The sequence below is a fragment of the Duganella sp. HH101 genome (assembly GCF_001758795.1).
GTDB lineage: Bacteria > Pseudomonadota > Gammaproteobacteria > Burkholderiales > Burkholderiaceae_D > Rugamonas > Rugamonas rivuli.
The window spans coordinates 1-16,857 of record NZ_LRON01000023.1 but is presented as its reverse complement, the minus strand read 5'-3'; the positions used below and the strand labels follow the sequence as shown (position 1 = coordinate 16,857).

Annotated in this window: 18 protein-coding genes and 1 pseudogene; 8 read left to right on the top strand and 11 right to left on the bottom strand. The window is 66.1% G+C overall.

All coding sequences use genetic code 11. From position 1 onward, the window contains the following. Position 1 precedes the first annotated feature (1 nt). Genes paaC through paaA form a run of 3 tightly spaced genes read right to left on the bottom strand, consistent with a single transcriptional unit; the run spans position 2 to position 2,048 of the window. Positions 2 to 754: a 1,2-phenylacetyl-CoA epoxidase subunit PaaC gene (gene paaC / locus DUGA2_RS26680; RefSeq protein ID WP_070272430.1), complete on the bottom strand. Its 753-nt coding sequence runs from the start codon at positions 752 to 754 to the stop codon at positions 2 to 4. A 12-nt stretch (positions 755 to 766) separates the two neighbouring features. Further along, positions 767 to 1,051: a 1,2-phenylacetyl-CoA epoxidase subunit PaaB gene (gene paaB, locus DUGA2_RS26675; RefSeq protein ID WP_008452288.1), complete on the bottom strand. Its 285-nt coding sequence runs from the start codon at positions 1,049 to 1,051 to the stop codon at positions 767 to 769. A 10-nt stretch (positions 1,052 to 1,061) separates the two neighbouring features. Further along, a complete protein-coding gene (gene paaA / locus DUGA2_RS26670; RefSeq protein WP_070272429.1) occupies positions 1,062 to 2,048 on the bottom strand; it encodes a 1,2-phenylacetyl-CoA epoxidase subunit PaaA in 987 nt (328 codons plus the stop codon). Between the two features lie 181 nt (positions 2,049 to 2,229). Here paaA and paaX point away from each other — a divergent pair, with 181 nt between their 5' ends. Next, positions 2,230 to 3,168, top strand: a complete 939-nt coding sequence (gene paaX, locus DUGA2_RS26665) for a phenylacetic acid degradation operon negative regulatory protein PaaX (RefSeq protein ID WP_070272428.1) — start codon at positions 2,230 to 2,232, stop codon at positions 3,166 to 3,168. On the opposite strand, the gene DUGA2_RS26660 is transcribed toward paaX, so the two are convergent. Both DUGA2_RS26660 and DUGA2_RS26655 read right to left on the bottom strand, forming a co-directional pair. After that, on the bottom strand, positions 3,165 to 3,449 hold the full coding sequence (locus DUGA2_RS26660; RefSeq protein WP_070272427.1) for a DUF2442 domain-containing protein: 285 nt from the start codon (positions 3,447 to 3,449) through the stop codon (positions 3,165 to 3,167). The two genes, paaX and DUGA2_RS26660, sit on opposite strands and share 4 nt — an antisense overlap. Beyond that, the gene (locus tag DUGA2_RS26655) at positions 3,421 to 3,660 is read right to left on the bottom strand and encodes a DUF4160 domain-containing protein (protein WP_070272426.1); all 240 of its coding nucleotides are present in this window, start codon (positions 3,658 to 3,660) and stop codon (positions 3,421 to 3,423) included. Before DUGA2_RS26655 ends, DUGA2_RS26660 begins: the two co-directional genes overlap by 29 nt. A 249-nt stretch (positions 3,661 to 3,909) precedes the next feature. Between DUGA2_RS26655 and DUGA2_RS26650 the strand changes: the two genes are divergently transcribed. Both DUGA2_RS26650 and DUGA2_RS26645 read left to right on the top strand, forming a co-directional pair. Further along, complete coding sequence (locus DUGA2_RS26650; RefSeq protein WP_070272425.1) at positions 3,910 to 5,040, top strand: M14-type cytosolic carboxypeptidase; 1,131 nt, start codon at positions 3,910 to 3,912, stop codon at positions 5,038 to 5,040. A gap of 104 nt (positions 5,041 to 5,144) precedes the next feature. Beyond that, complete coding sequence (locus DUGA2_RS26645; protein WP_141753390.1) at positions 5,145 to 6,251, top strand: hypothetical protein; 1,107 nt, start codon at positions 5,145 to 5,147, stop codon at positions 6,249 to 6,251. A gap of 67 nt (positions 6,252 to 6,318) precedes the next feature. Here the strand turns inward: DUGA2_RS26645 and pmbA are convergent. Next, positions 6,319 to 7,663: pseudogene (gene pmbA, locus DUGA2_RS26640) on the bottom strand (metalloprotease PmbA). A gap of 94 nt (positions 7,664 to 7,757) precedes the next feature. Here pmbA and yjgA point away from each other — a divergent pair. From yjgA to DUGA2_RS26625, 3 genes are read left to right on the top strand one after another with little or no spacing between them, the layout of a single operon-like run. Beyond that, on the top strand, positions 7,758 to 8,360 hold the full coding sequence (gene yjgA / locus DUGA2_RS26635) for a ribosome biogenesis factor YjgA (protein ID WP_070272423.1): 603 nt from the start codon (positions 7,758 to 7,760) through the stop codon (positions 8,358 to 8,360). Next, positions 8,350 to 8,973: a molybdopterin adenylyltransferase gene (gene mog / locus DUGA2_RS26630; protein ID WP_070272422.1), complete on the top strand. Its 624-nt coding sequence runs from the start codon at positions 8,350 to 8,352 to the stop codon at positions 8,971 to 8,973. The genes yjgA and mog overlap by 11 nt, the downstream gene beginning before the upstream one ends. 8 nt (positions 8,974 to 8,981) lie before the next feature. Continuing rightward, positions 8,982 to 9,650: an alpha/beta hydrolase gene (locus tag DUGA2_RS26625; RefSeq protein WP_008452305.1), complete on the top strand. Its 669-nt coding sequence runs from the start codon at positions 8,982 to 8,984 to the stop codon at positions 9,648 to 9,650. 20 nt (positions 9,651 to 9,670) lie between these two features. Here the strand turns inward: DUGA2_RS26625 and DUGA2_RS34110 are convergent, their stop codons facing one another. Beyond that, positions 9,671 to 9,820, bottom strand: coding sequence for a hypothetical protein (locus tag DUGA2_RS34110; RefSeq protein WP_168167457.1), 150 nt, complete (start codon positions 9,818 to 9,820; stop codon positions 9,671 to 9,673). Positions 9,821 to 9,883: 63 nt separating this feature from the next. After that, positions 9,884 to 10,447, bottom strand: coding sequence for a carboxymuconolactone decarboxylase family protein (locus DUGA2_RS26620; RefSeq protein ID WP_070272421.1), 564 nt, complete (start codon positions 10,445 to 10,447; stop codon positions 9,884 to 9,886). 210 nt (positions 10,448 to 10,657) lie between these two features. Here DUGA2_RS26620 and DUGA2_RS26615 point away from each other — a divergent pair, with 210 nt between their 5' ends. Beyond that, positions 10,658 to 12,211 carry a hypothetical protein gene (locus DUGA2_RS26615; RefSeq protein WP_141753389.1) on the top strand — a complete coding sequence of 518 codons (1,554 nt, stop codon included), beginning with the start codon at positions 10,658 to 10,660 and terminating at the stop codon, positions 12,209 to 12,211. Positions 12,212 to 12,309: 98 nt separating this feature from the next. Beyond that, positions 12,310 to 13,641, top strand: a complete 1,332-nt coding sequence (locus DUGA2_RS26610; protein WP_070272419.1) for an aspartate aminotransferase family protein — start codon at positions 12,310 to 12,312, stop codon at positions 13,639 to 13,641. Positions 13,642 to 13,652: 11 nt separating this feature from the next. Here the strand turns inward: DUGA2_RS26610 and DUGA2_RS26605 are convergent, their stop codons facing one another. Genes DUGA2_RS26605 through DUGA2_RS26595 form a run of 3 tightly spaced genes read right to left on the bottom strand, consistent with a single transcriptional unit; the run spans position 13,653 to position 16,739 of the window. Further along, the gene (locus tag DUGA2_RS26605; protein WP_070272418.1) at positions 13,653 to 14,507 is read right to left on the bottom strand and encodes a fumarylacetoacetate hydrolase family protein; all 855 of its coding nucleotides are present in this window, start codon (positions 14,505 to 14,507) and stop codon (positions 13,653 to 13,655) included. Positions 14,508 to 14,559: 52 nt separating this feature from the next. Continuing rightward, positions 14,560 to 15,441 carry a 2OG-Fe(II) oxygenase gene (locus DUGA2_RS26600; RefSeq protein ID WP_070272417.1) on the bottom strand — a complete coding sequence of 294 codons (882 nt, stop codon included), beginning with the start codon at positions 15,439 to 15,441 and terminating at the stop codon, positions 14,560 to 14,562. Then, positions 15,438 to 16,739: an MFS transporter gene (locus tag DUGA2_RS26595; RefSeq protein ID WP_070272416.1), complete on the bottom strand. Its 1,302-nt coding sequence runs from the start codon at positions 16,737 to 16,739 to the stop codon at positions 15,438 to 15,440. The genes DUGA2_RS26600 and DUGA2_RS26595 overlap by 4 nt, the downstream gene beginning before the upstream one ends. Positions 16,740 to 16,857 lie beyond the last annotated feature (118 nt).

Below are 16,857 nucleotides of genomic sequence, written 5' to 3'. Positions count from 1 at the left end.
GTTACCAGGTGGCGCCGGGATAGGCGCGCTGCAGGAACTGCATCTCGGCCAGGATGTAGCCCAGGTGCTCGCTGTGGCGGCCTTGCTTGCCGCCCTTCTGCATCCAGGCGTCGGCCGGCGGCATGGCCAGCGTGGCTTCGGCCAGGATCTCGGCCACATGCGCCAGCCATTGCGCGCGCAGGCCGGCTGCGGCCGGGGCTACGCCTTCGGCCACCATCGCCTCGTCGACCGCGTCGTAGGCGAACACTTCGCCGCTGTACATCCATAATTCGTTCACGGCCGCTTGCGTCTTGGCGTGGCTGACGTCCGTGCCGTCGCCCAGGCGCACGATCAAGTCACCGCTGCGGCGCAGGTGGTAGGTCACTTCCTTCAGCGATTTCTCGGCGATGGCGGCGATGCGGGCATCGCTGCTGCGCGTCAGGCCGACGATCAGGAAGTAGTGCCAGGCGTCGAAGAAGAACTGGCGCACCATGGTGTCGGCGTAGTTGCCGTTCGGTTGCTCCATCAGCAGGCAGTTCTTGAAGTCGTGGGCGTCGCGGTGGTAGGCCAGCTTGTCCTCGTCGCGGCCCGCGCCTTCCAGCTCGCCGGCGTACTCGTACCACAGGCGGGTCTGGCCCAGCAGGTCGAGCGCGACGTTGGTCAGCGCCATGTCCTCTTCCAGCGCCGGGCCTTTGCCGCACAACTGCGACAGCTGCTGGCTCAGGATCAGGGCGTTGTCGCCCAGGCGCAGCAAATAATTTACCTTGTTTTGCACGGTGTGCTCCGCTTACAGGTTCTTGACTTCTTCCGGCATCGGGAAGAAGGTCGGGTGGCGATACACCTTGCTGTTGGCAGGCTCGAACAGCGCGCCCTTGTCGCCAGGGCTGCTGGCGACGATGTCGGCAGCGCGCACCACCCAGATGCTCACGCCTTCATTGCGGCGGGTGTAGACATCGCGCGCGTTGTTGACCGCCATCTCGGCGTCCGGCGCGTGCAGGCTGCCGACGTGTTTGTGCGCCAGCCCGTGCTGGCTGCGGATGAAGACTTCCCACAGTGGCCATTCTTTGCTCATCTTGATCTCCTTATGCTGCCTTGGCGGTGGCGTGTTTGTCGGCGTGCGCGACCAGCGCTTCGCGGAACCAGGCGCCGTCTTCCCATGCCTTGACGCGGGTGCGCAGGCGCTCGCGGTTGCACGGGCCGTTGCCCTTCAATACGTTGTGGAACTCGCTCCAGTCGATGGCGCCGAATTCGTAGTGGCCGGTTTCTGCGTTGAACTTCAGGTCCGGATCGGGCACGGTCAGGCCCAGGTACTCGGCCTGGGGCACGGTCTGGTCGACCATGCGCTGGCGCAGCTCGTCGTTGGAGAACAGTTTGATGCGCCATTGCGCCGACTGCGCGCTGTTGACCGATTCCGCGTCGGACGGGCCGAACATCATCAGCGACGGCCACCACCAGCGGTTGAGCGCATCCTGGGCCATGGCCTTCTGCTCGGGCGTGCCCTTGGCCAGCGCCATCATGATGTCGTAGCCCTGGCGGGCGTGGAAGGATTCTTCCTTGCAGACGCGGATCATGGCGCGCGCGTACGGGCCGTAGGAGCAGCGGCACAGCGGGATCTGGTTGATGATGGCAGAGCCGTCCACCAGCCAGCCGATCGCGCCCATGTCGGCCCACGACAACGTTGGGTAGTTGAAGATGCTGGAGTACTTGGCCTTGCCGCTGTGCAGGGCGGCCAGCAGCTCGTCGCGCGACACGCCCAGCGTTTCTGCGGCGCTGTACAGGTACAGGCCGTGGCCGGCCTCGTCCTGGATCTTGGCCAGCAGGATGGATTTGCGTTTCAGGGTAGGGGCGCGCGTCACCCAGTTGCCCTCGGGCAGCTGGCCGACGATTTCCGAGTGGGCGTGCTGGGAGATCTGCCGTATCAGCGTCTTGCGATAGGCGTCCGGCATCCAGTCCTTGGCCTCGATCTTGACGCCATCATCGATGCGGGCCTGGAAGGCGCGCTCGTCGTCGGCCATGTCGTCCGCCGTGCGGACCGTGCTCAGGCCCGTGTCCACCATTTGTGCATACATCGCTGTCTCCTCATCGCTAGTAGATGGATAATACGATACATATTTTTGTTTGACTACGTTTTTTTTGACTCAGATCATAAATCAGTATCCCATCGGCAAGAGCCGCGAAATAAATGCTGCGCCGATGGTCAGGCAAAGTAAACTCTTGTTTGTGTGTGTATAGAAAGAGAGATTCCTGCTCATGAATTGCAACGACTGGATAGCCGGATTCCTGGCCAGCGACCCGCCCCGTTCGAAGTCGCTGGTGGTGACGATCTTCGGCGACGCCATCGTGCCGCACGGCGGCATGGTGTGGCTGGGCAGCCTGATCGAGCTGCTGGCGCCTTTCGGGGTCAACGACCGGCTGCTGCGCACCGCCGTGTTCCGGCTGGCGCAGGAAGGCTGGCTGGGTGCCCAGCGCGACGGCCGCCGCAGTTCGTATGCGATCACGCCGCCGGCGATGGCGCGCTTCGTGCATGCCTACCGCCGCATCTACGCGCCGCTCAATGTGCACTGGGACGGCAGCTGGACGCTGATACTCAACGGCGACGGCGCGCTCGACGCGGCCGAGCGCAGCGCGGTGCGCAAGGAGTTGCTGTGGGAAGGCTATAGCGTGATCGCGCCCGGCATCATGGGCCATCCGGCGGCCGACGGCCCGGCGCTCGACGAGCTGCTCAAGCGGCTGGGGGTGGCGGGCAAGCTGTTCGTGGTGCAGGGCAAGGCCATGCGCCAGGTAAGCGGGCGGCCGCTGAGCGAGCTGGTGGCCGACGGCTGGGATTTGAGCGGCGTGGCCCAGGGCTATGACCAGTTCATCGCGCAGTTCGAGCCGTTGCTGGCGGCGCTGAAGTCCGCCGCTGCGACCGCTGACGCGGCAGAGGCATTGACGCCGCAGCAAGCCTTCGTGGTGCGCACGCTGCTGATCCACGCTTACCGCCGGGTGCAGCTGCACGATCCGCAATTGCCGGTCGAGCTGCTGCCGACGCCGTGGCCGGGCGCGCTGGCCTACGAACTGGCGCGCACCATCTACCTGGCCGTCTACGCGGCGGCCGAGCAACACATCGACGCCACCCTGCGCCGCGAAGACCCCGCCGCTCCCGCCGCCGAACCCGCTTTCTTCGACCGCTTCGGCGGCCTGACCTAGCGGGCGGCGGGCGTCACTGCGGCGACCAGCGGGAAGGCCGCCGGGTCGCGCAGCGAGGCGATCGACAGGTCGATATCGAGCGCCGGCCAGTACAGGTGATCGGTGCTGGGACGTTGCACATCGTCCAGTTGCGCCCGCGTGGCACCGACGAACCAAGGGAAATCCGCATAGGCGGCATACAGCTTTTCGTTACCCAGATCGACCCAGAAGCCGTGCGCGGCAATGTCGATAATGCGGACCTCGAACGGACGCTCAATGCGTGAAATAGGTGCGCCAGACATTTTGCATCTCCTGTTGGTGCGCGGCGACAAACCGCGCCGCCGTTTGCAACTGCTGCGCCGACAAGCCTGTGTGCCATGCCAGCGCGACCTCCGGCTCCAGCCAGAATTTCGCCGTGCCATCCGGGTGAGACACGTGAACGTACATCCGGGTTTCCTCGCGCGAGAAAAAGAAGTACCGAAAGCCGGCCTGGCGAAACAGCGTGGGGGTCATGGGGATTGTACTCCTGCGGCAGCCCCCTCAACTTAGCAAAGCCGGCATGGCGGGCATTGCGCTGGCGCAGGCTCGAACGGCGGGGTCAAGTCTGACATTTGGACACGCTCTCAGCCGTAGCGGCCGCTACGGCTGAGAGCGTGTCCAAATGTCAGACTTGACCCCGGGGTTGGCGCGAGCCTGTATCATGTCGGCACTGCGCCACAAGTGCACACCAACTTCTTACATAGAATTTACCGGGATTCCGCCATGTCTATCAAAATCAGCCAGCAATTCGACGCCGGCGCCATCGAGGTCTTGCGTGCCGACGATCCGGCCGCCATCGACCTGAACATCCGCAAGGACTCGCACGCCGACATCACCCAATGGTTTTACTTCCGCGTCCAGGGCGCGCAAGGCACGCCGCTGGCGCTGCGCTTCCTCAACGCCGGCACCGCCGCCTACCCGGATGGCTGGAAAGACTACCAGGCCGTCGCCAGCTACGACCGCGACAACTGGTTCCGCGTGCCGACCACCTACGACGGCACGGTGATGACCATCAACCACACGCCGGAATACGACAGCGTCTACTACGCCTATTTCGAGCCGTACTCGTGGGAACGCCACCTGTCGCTGCTGGACAACGCCCAACTGTCGCCGCTGGTCAAGCTGGTCGACCTGGGCAGCACCATCGACGGCCGCGACCTGAATATGCTGGTGATCGGCGATCCTGAAGCGGAGCAGAAGGTCTGGGTCATCGCCCGCCAACACCCGGGCGAGACGATGGCCGAATGGTTTGTCGAAGGCATGGTCGAAGCGCTGCTGGACCCGGCCAATCCTTTCGGCCGCCAGTGCCTGAAGGAAGCCGTGTTCTACGTGGTGCCGAACATGAACCCGGACGGCTCGGTGCGCGGCAACCTGCGCACCAACGCCGCCGGCGCCAACCTGAACCGCGAATGGCTGAACCCGACCATGGAGCGCAGCCCGGAAGTGTTCCTGGTCAAGAACAAGATGCTGGAAGTGGGCTGCGACCTGTGCCTGGACATCCACGGCGACGAAGGCTTGCCATACGTGTTCGTGGCCGGCAGCGAGTCGCTGCCGACCTTCACGCCGGACCAGGAAGAAGCGCAGCAATACTTCATCGACAATTTCCTGATCGCCAGCCCGGACTTCCAGGACGACTACGGCTACGGCGAAACGCCGTACACCGACGAAACCCTGACCATGGGCTCGCCTCACATCACCCACGCCTTCGGCTGCCTGTCGCTGACGCTGGAGATGCCATTCAAGGACAACGCCAACGATCCGGATCCGGATACCGGCTGGAACGGCGCCCGCAGCGCCGAGCTGGGCAAGGCAGTGTTGCAGCCGGTGCTGCAATCGCTGCTGGCACAGCAGTAAGGCCTTAGCCGGGCCCTTCCCTGCGGCGCGACAAGGTCGCCGCCGCAGGGGAAAATACACTGGACCTCACCGGCGCACCCACGCGCCGCTTCTGGAGGTTCAGCATGAATACCCTGACTTGGATACGCCGCACACTATTGATGATTGTGCTGATGTTGTGCGCCTGCAGCACACCCTACCGCCCGCCGCAGCTCCTGGACGCGGGCACCACCTTCCCCGGCCTGATCGACCTGGCCGCCCGCGCCAACGGCAAGACCGCCGACGTGCTGCTGGTGCACGGCATCTGCACGCACGACGCCAGCTGGGCCGGCGCGGTGGTGGGCCAGCTGATGCAATCGCTGGGCGTCGCCGCCGGCCCGGCAGCGCTCAAGGCCGCCGCAGGCCCGCAGGTGCAGATCGTCTCGTCCAGCGCCGACACGCCGGCCGGCCGCCTGCGTTTCGACGCGCTGATCTGGTCGCCGCTGACCACCGAGCTCAAGCGCCAGCTGTGCTATGACCAGACCAACAAGTCGTCCATCTGCGACGGTGCGCCGCCGTTCACGCCGACCCGCGCCAGCCTCAACGCCCGCTTCAAGGATGGCCTGCTCGACGACTGCCTGTCCGATGCGCTGGTCTATCAGGGCGTGGCGCGCGACGACATGCAGCGCCGCATGCGCGACGCCATCCTGCAGGTGCTGGGCGCCGCCGACAGCGCGCCCGGCGTGCCGCTGGTGGTCATTTCCGACAGCATGGGCAGCAAGATCCTGTTCGACACCCTGCTGCGCATGACGGCGGAGGCGCCCGGATCGCGCGCGGCGCTGGCGGCGCAGCAGGCGGTGGACCGCCTGCGCCTGCTGATGATGACGGCCAACCAGATTCCGCTGCTGTCGCTGGCCGACCAGCAGATCGCCACGTCCTTGCTGGCGCCTGCCGCACCGGACAGCCTGCAACTGCTGCTGCAACAGCGCCTGGCGCGCAGGGAGGCGCCGGCAGCCGACCAGCGCCTGACGCTGGTGGCGTTCACCGATCCCAACGACCTGCTGTCGTACACGCTGCAGACGGAAAAATATGCGGGCCAGGGCGTCACCGTCTACAACATCCTGGTCTCCAACGCGCCCACCTACTTCGGCCTGCTGGAGCGCCCCGACTACGCCCACGAGAACTACCTCGCCAACCCCGACGTCGGCCGCCTGATTTCCTGCGGAGTGCCGTCGAGCCCCCTGTGCAAATGAAGGCGCGGAAACAACAACGGCCGCCCGAGGGCGGCCGTTGCGGCAGGCATGGACCGCGCGGCGGGACTTAGCCGCCGGCCACCACCATGTTCTCGATCAGGATGGAGCCGGTCTGCTTGGTGCCGCGCACCAGCACGTCCGCGCCGACGGCGACGATCTGCGCCAGCATGTCCTTCATATTGCCGGCGATGGTGATCTCCTCCACCGGATACTGGATCACGCCATTCTCGACCCAGTAGCCCGACGCGCCGCGCGAGTAGTCGCCGGTCACGTAGTTGGTGCCCTGGCCCATCAGCTCAGTGACCAGCAGGCCGGTGCCCATCTTGCGCAGCATGGCGGCGAAGTCGTCGCCCTTCTTCGTCAGCGACGAGGTCAGCGACAGGTTGTGCGAGCCGCCGGCGTTGCCGGTGGTCTTCATGCCCAGCTTGCGGGCTGAATAGGTCGACAGGAAATAGCCCTGCACCACGCCATCCTTGACCACGTCGCGCTTGACGGTGCGCACGCCTTCCTCGTCGAACGGCGCCGAGCCGACGCCGCCGACCACATGCGGGTCTTCCTTGATCTGTATATGTTTCGGCAGCACCTGCTTGCCCAGCGAATCGAGCAGGAAGCTGGACTTGCGGTACAGCGCGCCACCCGAGGTCGCCTGCACGAAGGCGCCCAGCAGTCCGGCCGCCAGCGGCGCCTCGAACAGCACCGGGCAGGTGCGGGTGTCGATGGTGCGCGCGTTCAGGCGGGCCAGCGCGCGCTCGGCGGCGTAGCGCCCGATCGCTTCCGGCGACGACATCTTCTTGGCGTCGCGCACCGAGGTGTACCAGTCGTCGCGCTGCATCTTCGAGCCCTTGCCGGCGATCATGGCCACCGACAGCGTGTGGCGCGAGTACGGATAGCCGCCGATGAAGCCGCGCGAGTTGGCCGCGACGAAGTGCGACTGCTGCACATGCACGCCGGCGCCTTCGGAGTTGGTCACGCGCGGATCGACCTCAAAGCCGGCCGCCTCGGCGCGCTGGGCCAGCGCCACCGCGTCGGCGGTGCTGATGTCCCACGGGTAAAACAGTTTCAGGTCGCGCGGCGCCAGTTCTAGCTGGTCGGCGTCGGGCGCAATCGTCGTCCGAGGTGAAACGGGCGATGTTGTAGGCCGCCTCCACCGTCGCCTTCAGCGCGGCCGGCGAAAAGTCCGACGTGCTGGCGTTGCCCCGGCGCTGGCCGATGAACACCGTCACCCCCATGCCCTTGTCCTTGTTTTGCTCGATGGTCTCGATCTTGCTCTTGCGTACCGACACCGACAGGCCGCTGCCTTCGCTGATTTCGACGGCGCAATCTGTGCCGCCCTGCTCCTTGGCGAAGGCCAGCACATCGCGTGCGAGCTGCTTCAACTGGTCCTGGGTGTGGGTAAAATGGGTATCGCTCATGGGCTGTAATCTTCGGGTGGCCGCTAAAACAGGTATCATAGCAGTCGTTTACAGTTTACAGGTGCGGCCACGTGCCGAACCGAAAGTTAATATTATGGTAAATCCCAACCGCGGAGCCGTTGGCTTCAGCTCCACCGAATTCGAACAAGAGTACGAGCGCCCGTCTAAAACCGAGCTCAAACGCCAGTCCGACGCCCTGCAAAAAATGGGCGAGACCCTGGTCGAGGCGCCGCGCGACCGCGTCAAGCGCGTGCCGATGCCGGAGGACGTGATGGACGCCATCCTCGCCTGCCAGAGCATCACCAACCACGAGGGCCGCCGCCGCCAGATGCAGTTCGTCGGCAAGAAGATGCGCTCCCTCGACGAGGCCGAAGTGGCCGTGATCCAGAAAACCATCGACAGCTGGAAAGGCGCTTCCAAGTCGGAGACGGCCGCCATGCATGCGCTGGAGCGTCGCCGCGACAAGCTGCTGGTCGACGACAAGGCGCTGACCACGCTGCTGGAAGAAAACCCGGAACTGGACGTGCAGCAGCTGCGCACCCTGATCCGCAACGCCCGCAAGGAACAGGCGGAGAACAAGCCGCCCAAGGCTTACCGCGAGATCTTCCAGATCCTCAAGCAAATCGACGCCAAGAAGAACAAGCCGGCCGCCGACGGCGACGAGCAAGACGACGACAGCGAGTCCGATGACGAGTAACAGCAGCACTGCGGCCGAGCCGGTGCTGGTCATCGGCCTGGTGTCGGTCTCGGACCGCGCCAGCGGCGGCGTCTACCAGGACCTGGGCGTCCCCGCCCTGCAGGACTGGCTGGCGCGCGCCCTGACCACCCCCTATCGCCTTGAAACCCGCCTGATCGCCGACGACCGGGCGCAGATCGAAGCCACCCTGACCGAGCTGGTCGACACCGCCCGCTGCCACCTGGTGCTGACCACCGGCGGCACCGGCCCGGCCCGGCGCGATGTCACGCCGGAGGCGACCATCGCCGTCGGCACCCGCGAAATGCCCGGTTTCGGCGAACAGATGCGCCAGATCAGCCTGCACTTCGTGCCGACCGCCATCCTGTCGCGCCAGACTGCCGTGCTGCGCGAAATCGCCGACCACGCGGCGCTGATCCTGAACCTGCCGGGCCAACCCAAGGCCATCGCCGAGACGCTGGGCGGCCTGAAGGACGCCGACGGCGCCACGCTGGTGGGCGGCATCTTCGCCGCCGTGCCGTATTGCGTCGACCTGATCGGCGGTCCCTACATGGAAACCGATCCGGCCGTGTGCAAGGCCTTCCGCCCCAAATCCGCGCTACGCCCACTACCCTGAGGACGCCCATGAGCACCCTGTTGCAAACCATCGAAAAAGAAACCGGCGCCAACCCGAGCGTGGCCATCATCTGGATGCACGGCCTGGGCGCCGACGCCAACGACTTCGTGCCCATGCTGCACGAGCTGGACCTGCGCGGCCTGCCGGCGATCCGCTTCGTGTTCCCCAACGCCGACACCATGCCCGTCACCATCAACGGCGGCTATGTGATGCGCGCCTGGTACGACATCGTCGCCACCGACCTCGGTCGCCAGGAAGACGAAGCGGGCCTGCGCGCCTCGCAAGCCAAGGTGGAGGCGCTGATCGAGCGCGAGAAAGCGCGCGGCATCCCGGCCGAGCGCATCATCCTGGCAGGCTTCTCGCAGGGCTGCGCGATGACCTTGCAAACCGGCATGCGCCAGCAGGAAAAACTGGCAGGCCTGATGTGCCTGTCCGGCTACGTGCCGATTGCCGACAAGGCAGCCGCCGAGCACACGCCGGCCAGCCTGGCGACGCCGATCTTCATGGTGCACGGCCGCATGGACCCGGTGATCCCGGTGGCCCGCGCCGAACAGTCGCGCGACCTGCTCAAGCAACTGGGCTACAGCGTCGAATGGCACGACTACCCGATGCAGCACTCGCTGTGCCAGGAAGAAGTCGTCCACATCAGCGCCTGGCTGAAAAAAGTGCTGGCCTGATTCTCGCAACACTGCAGGAACTACACGGTTCCTGCAGCGTCTCGCATATCCACCGCCGTTGGCTGGTATCGTCCAAACAAATAGAGCAGCAATACATTGGTATCGACCAGTATGCCGCGCGGGCCATGTTTGCTCGCCAGCGCCAGCAGCACCTGCTCCAGATTCTGCATCACTGCACCTGTCGCATATCCATCTTGACGAACTCACCCGACCCCGCATCGATGAACAGCGTTTTATAGTGGCAAATCCGGCAGCGGCGCGGCCGGCGACGCCGGCACCGCCGTCTGCGCCGCGTTCATCACCATCGCCAGGAAGGTGTAGTAGCCGTTGATGCCCATCAGGTCGACCACCCCGTGCTCGCCGAAGGCCGCCAACGCCGCCGCGTAGATGGCGTCGTCGACCCGCTGCTGCCGGTGCAGCTGCACGCAGAAGTCGTGCACCAGCGCCTCGTCGTCCGCCATGTTCTCGGGCCGGCGCCGCGCCGCCACCGCCGCGATCACGTCGTCCGCAATGCCGTACTGGCGCGCGATCGGCTCGTGGATCGCCCACTCCACCTGCTGGCTCCACTGCCGCGCCGTCACCAGGATCGCCAGCTCCGTCAGCCGCGTGCCGATGGCGCTGCGGTAGCGCAGGTACTCGCCCATCTTCTGCGCGGCCGACATCAGCTCCGGGCTGCGGATCAGCGGCACGAACGGCCCGTACAAGGCGCCGCGCGGGCCGTCGATCACGGCCTGCGCCGCCACCTGCTGGGAGGCACTGAGTTTTTCGAATCCGATTGGAGGAAGCCGGTCGTTCATGGTGATCTCTTCAATGTTGTCGTGCTTCGATGATATCGCAGCTGGTCGGGACCGCGTTTGACGAGTCATCGACCGCCAGGCTTGATGCAGAAATTTAAATGATAATTATTTTATAATTATCAGGTTATCATTGTTGTCCGCATTGCTACGGCCGCCCGCATCGGAGCGATGGCCGGGAACGCCGATGCGGCATTACACTGAAAGATACCCATGACTCGTTTCCCTTTCATCCGCGGTGCGTGCCGGATATTGCCTGTCTGCGCGTTCGCGCTGCCGCTGGCACTGCCCCTGTCGGCGCAGGCTTCGATCATCCTCAGCGCAAAGAGCAACGACACCACCACGGTGACTTATCAAGTGACCTACAGTGGCTCGCCCACCACGCGTCAACTGTTCCTGGACACCGACAGCAATGCCGCCACCGGCTACCCGACAGGCGGCATCGGCGGGGATTTTCAAGTCAACGACAGCGTGCTGTCCCGTTACACCGGACAGCCAAGCAACCCCTGGCTGTGGAGTCAAGTGGGAAAGGTCAGCTATAGCAACCAGGATAATCCGGATGGCACGCACACCGCGACCTGGGTGATTGCGCGCTCGGTGCTGGGGGCGCCTGCCTCGCTGCATATCGTCGCTCGGGTGGTGCATAACCCCACGACAGTGGAGCCAACGGCGGCGGTCACGCATATCATGAACAACAACAACCCCGTGCTGGCGCGCGACCCGCTCAAACAGCCATTTGCCAGCAGCAGTATCTGGAACCGCTCGATAGGCACCGGCGCGCTCTATGTCCCTGCCAATTTGCCGGGCAATCCGGGAACCACAACCAATACGTCGGTGCCGGCGGTAGACAATGAGATGATCGTGCTGCGGCCCAGCGCGCCGCTGCAAGTGGTGCGTTACAGCGACGCAGGATGGGAAGGCCGGGATCGCTGCAGCGCAAGCAGCACCTGGCCCAGCTGGATACCCGACGGCGTGGTGGCCAAGGTGCCGATGCCCGATGACTTTGTCGTTCCCAACAGCGGCGGCAATAACACCGGCAACTTCCTGATGCCGGACAACCGAACCCTGATCCAGGCACAGCCCATGGCGCGCTGTACCGCCGGCGGCTATGCCACCGCCGGCGTCGCCGTGGATCCCGTGGACCTGTATGGACCTGGCATTACGGGCGCCCATGGAGGTTCCGGCCTGTCCTCCTTCGGCGGGTCGATCCGGGTCGGGGAGCTGGTTCCCTTCAGCCTCCAGGGGCCGCGCCATGCGCTAAAGCTGAACCTGGACGCCAAGCAGTTCCTGTTCCGTTGCGGTCTGACCAACGCGACAGAGTGCTATCGCTGGCCGGCCACCAAGGCTGATCGCTATGCCATGGAAAAGTATGGCACGATGGGCCCGGGAAGCAACCGCGCCATGCGCATGGGTGCCTTGCTGGCGATTCCGGCTTCGGTGGATATCGACCAACTGAAGTTGAGCGACCTGGGCCATCAAATTGCCTGGACTCTGCAGAACTATGGCGCCTATATTGTCGACGACACGGGCGGCCCGGGCTATGACTTGTCCGTTCAGAGCGGACCGGACGGTTCAGTGCTGGAACAGGTGCAAAACGACTTCAAAACTCCGTTCAGAGTGACGGCGGATAACAACACCCCGTGGTCGAACGATTTCCAGAAGCTGATGACGCTGCTGCAGGTGGTCGACAACAACAGCAGCGCAGCCGGTCCGGCTGGCGGCGGCGTCCCACTGCAAGCGCCGCTGCCTGAATTGCCAGCGCTGTAAAGCGCACATTAATCGCTCATGGCGAGGCATAGATCAACAGGCCGCGAACCGATCGCGGCTATCGTCTGCTCTTCGTCATCCCTGACCGAAAGGACGCCATGAGCCACATCATCCACCGCAACCTGCGCCGCGCGCCGCCGCTGGCCGTCAGCGCCGCCGGCCTGACCGTGCGCGACAGCCAGGGCCGCAGCTATCTCGATGCCAGCGGCGGCGCCGCCGTCTCCTCGCTGGGTCACGCCCATCCCGACGTGCTGGCCGCCATGCACGCCCAGATCGACCGCAACGCCTACGCCCACACCGCCTTCTTCAGCTGCGACGCCGCCGAGGAACTGGCGACCCGCCTGGCCAACGACGCCCCCGGCGACCTCGATCACGTCTACCTGGTCTCGGGCGGCTCGGAGGCGATGGAGACCGCGCTCAAGCTGGCCCGCCAGTACTGCGTCGAGGCGGGCCAGCCCAAGCGCAGCCTGTTCATCGCGCGGCGCCAGAGCTATCACGGCAACACGCTGGGCGCGCTGGCCATCGGCGGCAACGAATGGCGCCGCCGTCCGTTCGAGCCGCTGCTGATCCAGGTGCCGCGCGTCGCCCCCTGCTACGAATACCGCGACCGCGCAGAAGGCCAGAGCACAGAAGACTACACCGCCGCCCTGCTGGCCGAACTGGAGGCGACCATCCTCCAGCAAGGCCCGGAAAACCTGATCGGCTTCGTCGCCGAAACCGTGGTCGGCGCGACCGCCGGCGCGCTGCCGCCCACGCCCGGCTACTTCCGTGGCGTGCGCCGCTTGTGCGACCAATACGGCCTGCTGCTGATACTCGATGAAGTCATGTGCGGCATGGGCCGCACCGGCACGCTTTACGCGTTCGAACAGGAAGGCGTGCTGCCGGACCTGGTGGTGCTGGGCAAGGGGCTGGGCGCCGGCTATCAGCCGATAGGCGCGGTGCTGGCGCGCGAGCATGTGGTGCAGCGCCTGCGCGAGGGCAGCGGCGCCTTCCAGCACGGCCACACCTACATGGGCCACCCGGTGGCTGCGGCGGCCGCGCTGGCGGTGCAGAAGGTGATACAGAGGGATTGTCTGCTGGGCGCAGTCACGGTGCGCGGCGCCGCCTTCCGCCGCATGCTGCGCGAGGCCTTCGGCAACCATCCGCATGTGGGCGACATACGCGGGCGCGGCATGCTGCTGGCGCTGGAGCTGGTGCGGGATCGCGACAGCAAGCGGCCCTTCGATCCGGCCTGCCAGCTGCACGCGGCGGTCAAGGAACAGGCCATGGCGCGCGGCCTGATGGTGTATCCGATGGGCGGCACCATCGACGGCCGGCGCGGCGACCATATCCTGCTGGCGCCGCCCTTCATCGCTACCGAGGCGGAACTGGCGGAGATCACCAGCCGCCTGGCCGACGCCCTGGCGCGGGCGCTGGCCAGCGTGACCTAGCTACGCCGCGATTACTTCGGCGCAGTCCAGGCGATGACGTCCTGCTGCTGCTCGCCCAGGCCGGCGATGCCCAGCCGCAGGACGTCGCCCTTCTTCAGGAAGCGCTGCGGCTTGCGGCCCTGGCCCACGCCCGGCGGCGTGCCGGTGGCGATCACGTCGCCCGGCTCCAGCGTCATGAACTTCGACAGATAGCTGACGATTTGCGCCACCGAGAAAATCATGGTGTCGGTGCAGCCGGTCTGCATGCGCTTGCCGTTCATCTCCAGGTACAGGTCCAGTTTCTGCACGTCGTAGATGTCTTCCTGCGTCACCAGCCATGGGCCGACCGGGCCGAAGGTGTCGCAACCCTTGCCCTTGTCCCACTGCGGGCCGCGCTCCAGCTGGAACGAGCGCTCCGACACGTCGTTGACCACGCAATAGCCGGCCACGTACTTGAGCGCATCCTCTTCGCTGACGTACTGCGCGCGGGTGCCGATCACCACGCCCAGTTCCACTTCCCAGTCGGTCTTCTTCGAGCCTTGCGGCAGCATGATGGGATCGTCCGGGCCGGACAGGCAGGAAATCGCCTTCATGAAGACGATGGGCTCCTTCGGAATCGGCATGCCCGCTTCGGCCGCGTGGTCCGAGTAATTGAGGCCGATGCCGATGAATTTGCCGACGCGCGCGAGCGGCACGCCGTAGCGCGGATTGCCGCGCACCAGCGGCAGCGAGGCGTGCGGGATTTTTTCCAGCTTGCGCAGCGCCTTCGGCGCCAGCTGCGCCGCGTCGATGTCGGCGATCACGCCGGACAGGTCGCGCAGCTTGCCTTCGTCATCGATCAGGCCTGGTTTTTCTTTGCCGGGACGGCCGTAACGAACGAGTCTCATGGGGGTTCCTTGGTTAAAAGCGGTGGCAATGTTTATGCCGATGCCCGCCATTCTAACCGTAGCGCCCTTGCCTCAGCCATTTGTTGGCGATGATCTTGGTGCCGCTGACCACCGGAGCGCCGCCGTGCAGCGTGCGCTTGTCCGGCTGGTGGTTGATGTCGGTATTGAGGAACCACAGCGCACTGCCCTTCTTCGGATACACCTCCAGCCCCAGGCCGGGGAACACCGTGCCGCCGCCCTGCTCCACATCGCTCAGGTAGAGGATGAAGGTGGCCAGCCGTTGGCCGCCGCGCGCCAGGTGGCTGCGGTGGCCGCTGCTGTCCGGGTCCAGCCAGTCGTAGTGCGGCCGGTACTCCTGCGTGGCGTCGTACTTCTGCAGCTGGAACGGTTCGCTGCACTCGGCCGGCCAGTGCGCCAGCGCCGCCAGGCGCCGTTCGATGCGCTCGGCCACCTCGGCCTCGCCACGCTGGATGAAGGCCATCTCGCTGGTGCGGCCCTCGTGCACCATGCTCGATCCGTCGGCCTCGCCGGTGACGGTGGAGCGCGTGTAGCGCGTGCCGCAATGGGCGATGATGGCGTCGCACTCCTCGTCGCTGAGCACATTCCCCAGCAGGATGATCTGCGGCTGCTTCAGCACGAACAGCACTTCCGCCACGCGGTCGGGCGCCGCCACCAGGTTGCGTTCCAGGTCGATATACGGCATCTGCTGCGGCGCCACGAACACGCTGGCCTGCGGCGCTGCGGCGGCAGCGGCGCCGGCGCGCATCGCCAGCGCCTCGTCGATGGCGGCGCGCGCCACCGCCATGCTGTGCTGGCCGGAACCGGCCATGCTGTTGGCCATGTCGAGCGGGTTGCAGGCGCGGTCCAGGTTATCCATGATCCACTCCTGCCAGGCGGACGGCAGGGAAACGAAGACCGGGTGTGTAGAAGTCATGGCGTAATCGAGGGGCTGGTTGCCGGGCTGCCGGATTGGTGTTCGATTTTACCGGATTGCGCCGCCCGGCCCCAGCGCCCGCGCGCGAATAACAACAGTCCCCGCAGCTGCAGCAGCACCAGCACCGCGAACGCCACCTGATAGGCCTGGGCAGGATACTGCTGCAGCACGTTGGGCCGCCAGCAGCCCACCAGCAGCCCGAAGCCCGCCTGCACCGCGAACGCGCCGAGGAAGATCAGCAGGTTCAAACAGGTGGCGCCGCGCCCCGTCAGCGTGGCCGGCAGGCTTTGCGCGACGATGGCGTACTCGATGCCGGTGATGGTGCCGATCAGCGTGAACAACACCGACAGCAGCTGGTAGCTGGGCCGCCAGTTGAGCACAAAGCCCAGTTGCACCAGCACGAACAGCGCCACCCCGGCCGCCGCCACGCGGATCGGTTCTATGCCGCGCCGCCCGGCCCACTCGGTCAGCATGCCGACCGCGATGGCGCCGAAGATCACCGCCGCCATGCTGAGATACAGCAGGTAAGCCACGCCCTGCTCCGTATAGCCGGCGACGTCGGTCAGCCAGCGGCTGATCCACAAGCCCTGTATGCCGAAGAACACCATGTGCGGCACCAGCACCAGCCGCGCCACTTCGCGGAAGGCCGGATGGCGCATCACCTCGCGCAGCACCGCCAGCGCGGCCGGCGGCGCAGAAGCAGCGGCAGCGGCGGCCGGCCGGATGCTGGCGGGCGGCGCGGCCGGCGCCAGCACGCGTATCAACAGGCCGATGCCGACCGCCGCCGCCGCCAGGCCGACGAACAGGCCGCGCCAGTCCGTGTACTGCAGCGCCAGCCGCACCGGCAAGGTGGCCGACGCCGCGCCCAGCCCGCCGGCCGCGATCAGATAGCCCTGCACCGAAGGCAGCCGCGCCGGCGCGACCCAGGTGGCCAGCGCCTTCACCGCCGACATGAAGCAGCCGCCCAGCCCCAGGCCGATCAGCGCGCGCGCCACCAGCAGCTGGGTGAAATCGTGGCCGCCGGAGAAAGCCAGCGCGCCGACCGCCGCCAGCAGCAGCATAGGCGGCTGCACCCGCGCCGGGCCCCAGCGGTCCAGCGCCATGCCGACCGGCAGCTGCGCCAGCGCGAACGCCAGGAAGAAGGCGCTGGTGAGCAAGCCAAGCTGGCCCGGGGTCAGCGCCAGCGCCGCCATCAGCTGCGGCGCCAGCGTCGCGTTCACGGTGCGCATCAGGCTAGACAGATAATGGCCCAGCGCGAACGGCAGGAACACCAGCAGGAACACCGCGCGGCCGGCCATGGCCGCACCTAGGCCGGAACGCCGGTGGTGCCGGTGGCGCCCGCGCAACCGGCCGCGCCGCCGCCGCGCAGCGCCTCGTCCTGCCGCGCCGGGATCAGCGGGATCACCTTGCGCTGTC

Coding starts and splice junctions, on each gene's coding strand:
- DUGA2_RS26605 (WP_070272418.1), bottom strand. CDS start 14,507: ATGAGACTCGTTCGTTACGGCCGTCCCGGCAAAGAAAAACCAGGCCTG.
- yjgA (WP_070272423.1), top strand. CDS start 7,758: ATGGTAAATCCCAACCGCGGAGCCGTTGGCTTCAGCTCCACCGAATTC.
- DUGA2_RS26615 (WP_141753389.1), top strand. CDS start 10,658: ATGACTCGTTTCCCTTTCATCCGCGGTGCGTGCCGGATATTGCCTGTC.
- DUGA2_RS26645 (WP_141753390.1), top strand. CDS start 5,145: ATGAATACCCTGACTTGGATACGCCGCACACTATTGATGATTGTGCTG.
- DUGA2_RS26620 (WP_070272421.1), bottom strand. CDS start 10,447: ATGAACGACCGGCTTCCTCCAATCGGATTCGAAAAACTCAGTGCCTCC.
- DUGA2_RS26655 (WP_070272426.1), bottom strand. CDS start 3,660: ATGACCCCCACGCTGTTTCGCCAGGCCGGCTTTCGGTACTTCTTTTTC.
- mog (WP_070272422.1), top strand. CDS start 8,350: ATGACGAGTAACAGCAGCACTGCGGCCGAGCCGGTGCTGGTCATCGGC.
- DUGA2_RS26660 (WP_070272427.1), bottom strand. CDS start 3,449: ATGTCTGGCGCACCTATTTCACGCATTGAGCGTCCGTTCGAGGTCCGC.
- paaA (WP_070272429.1), bottom strand. CDS start 2,048: ATGTATGCACAAATGGTGGACACGGGCCTGAGCACGGTCCGCACGGCG.
- DUGA2_RS26610 (WP_070272419.1), top strand. CDS start 12,310: ATGAGCCACATCATCCACCGCAACCTGCGCCGCGCGCCGCCGCTGGCC.
- DUGA2_RS26595 (WP_070272416.1), bottom strand. CDS start 16,739: ATGGCCGGCCGCGCGGTGTTCCTGCTGGTGTTCCTGCCGTTCGCGCTG.
- DUGA2_RS26650 (WP_070272425.1), top strand. CDS start 3,910: ATGTCTATCAAAATCAGCCAGCAATTCGACGCCGGCGCCATCGAGGTC.
- paaB (WP_008452288.1), bottom strand. CDS start 1,051: ATGAGCAAAGAATGGCCACTGTGGGAAGTCTTCATCCGCAGCCAGCAC.
- DUGA2_RS34110 (WP_168167457.1), bottom strand. CDS start 9,820: ATGCAGAATCTGGAGCAGGTGCTGCTGGCGCTGGCGAGCAAACATGGC.
- paaX (WP_070272428.1), top strand. CDS start 2,230: ATGAATTGCAACGACTGGATAGCCGGATTCCTGGCCAGCGACCCGCCC.
- DUGA2_RS26625 (WP_008452305.1), top strand. CDS start 8,982: ATGAGCACCCTGTTGCAAACCATCGAAAAAGAAACCGGCGCCAACCCG.
- DUGA2_RS26600 (WP_070272417.1), bottom strand. CDS start 15,441: ATGACTTCTACACACCCGGTCTTCGTTTCCCTGCCGTCCGCCTGGCAG.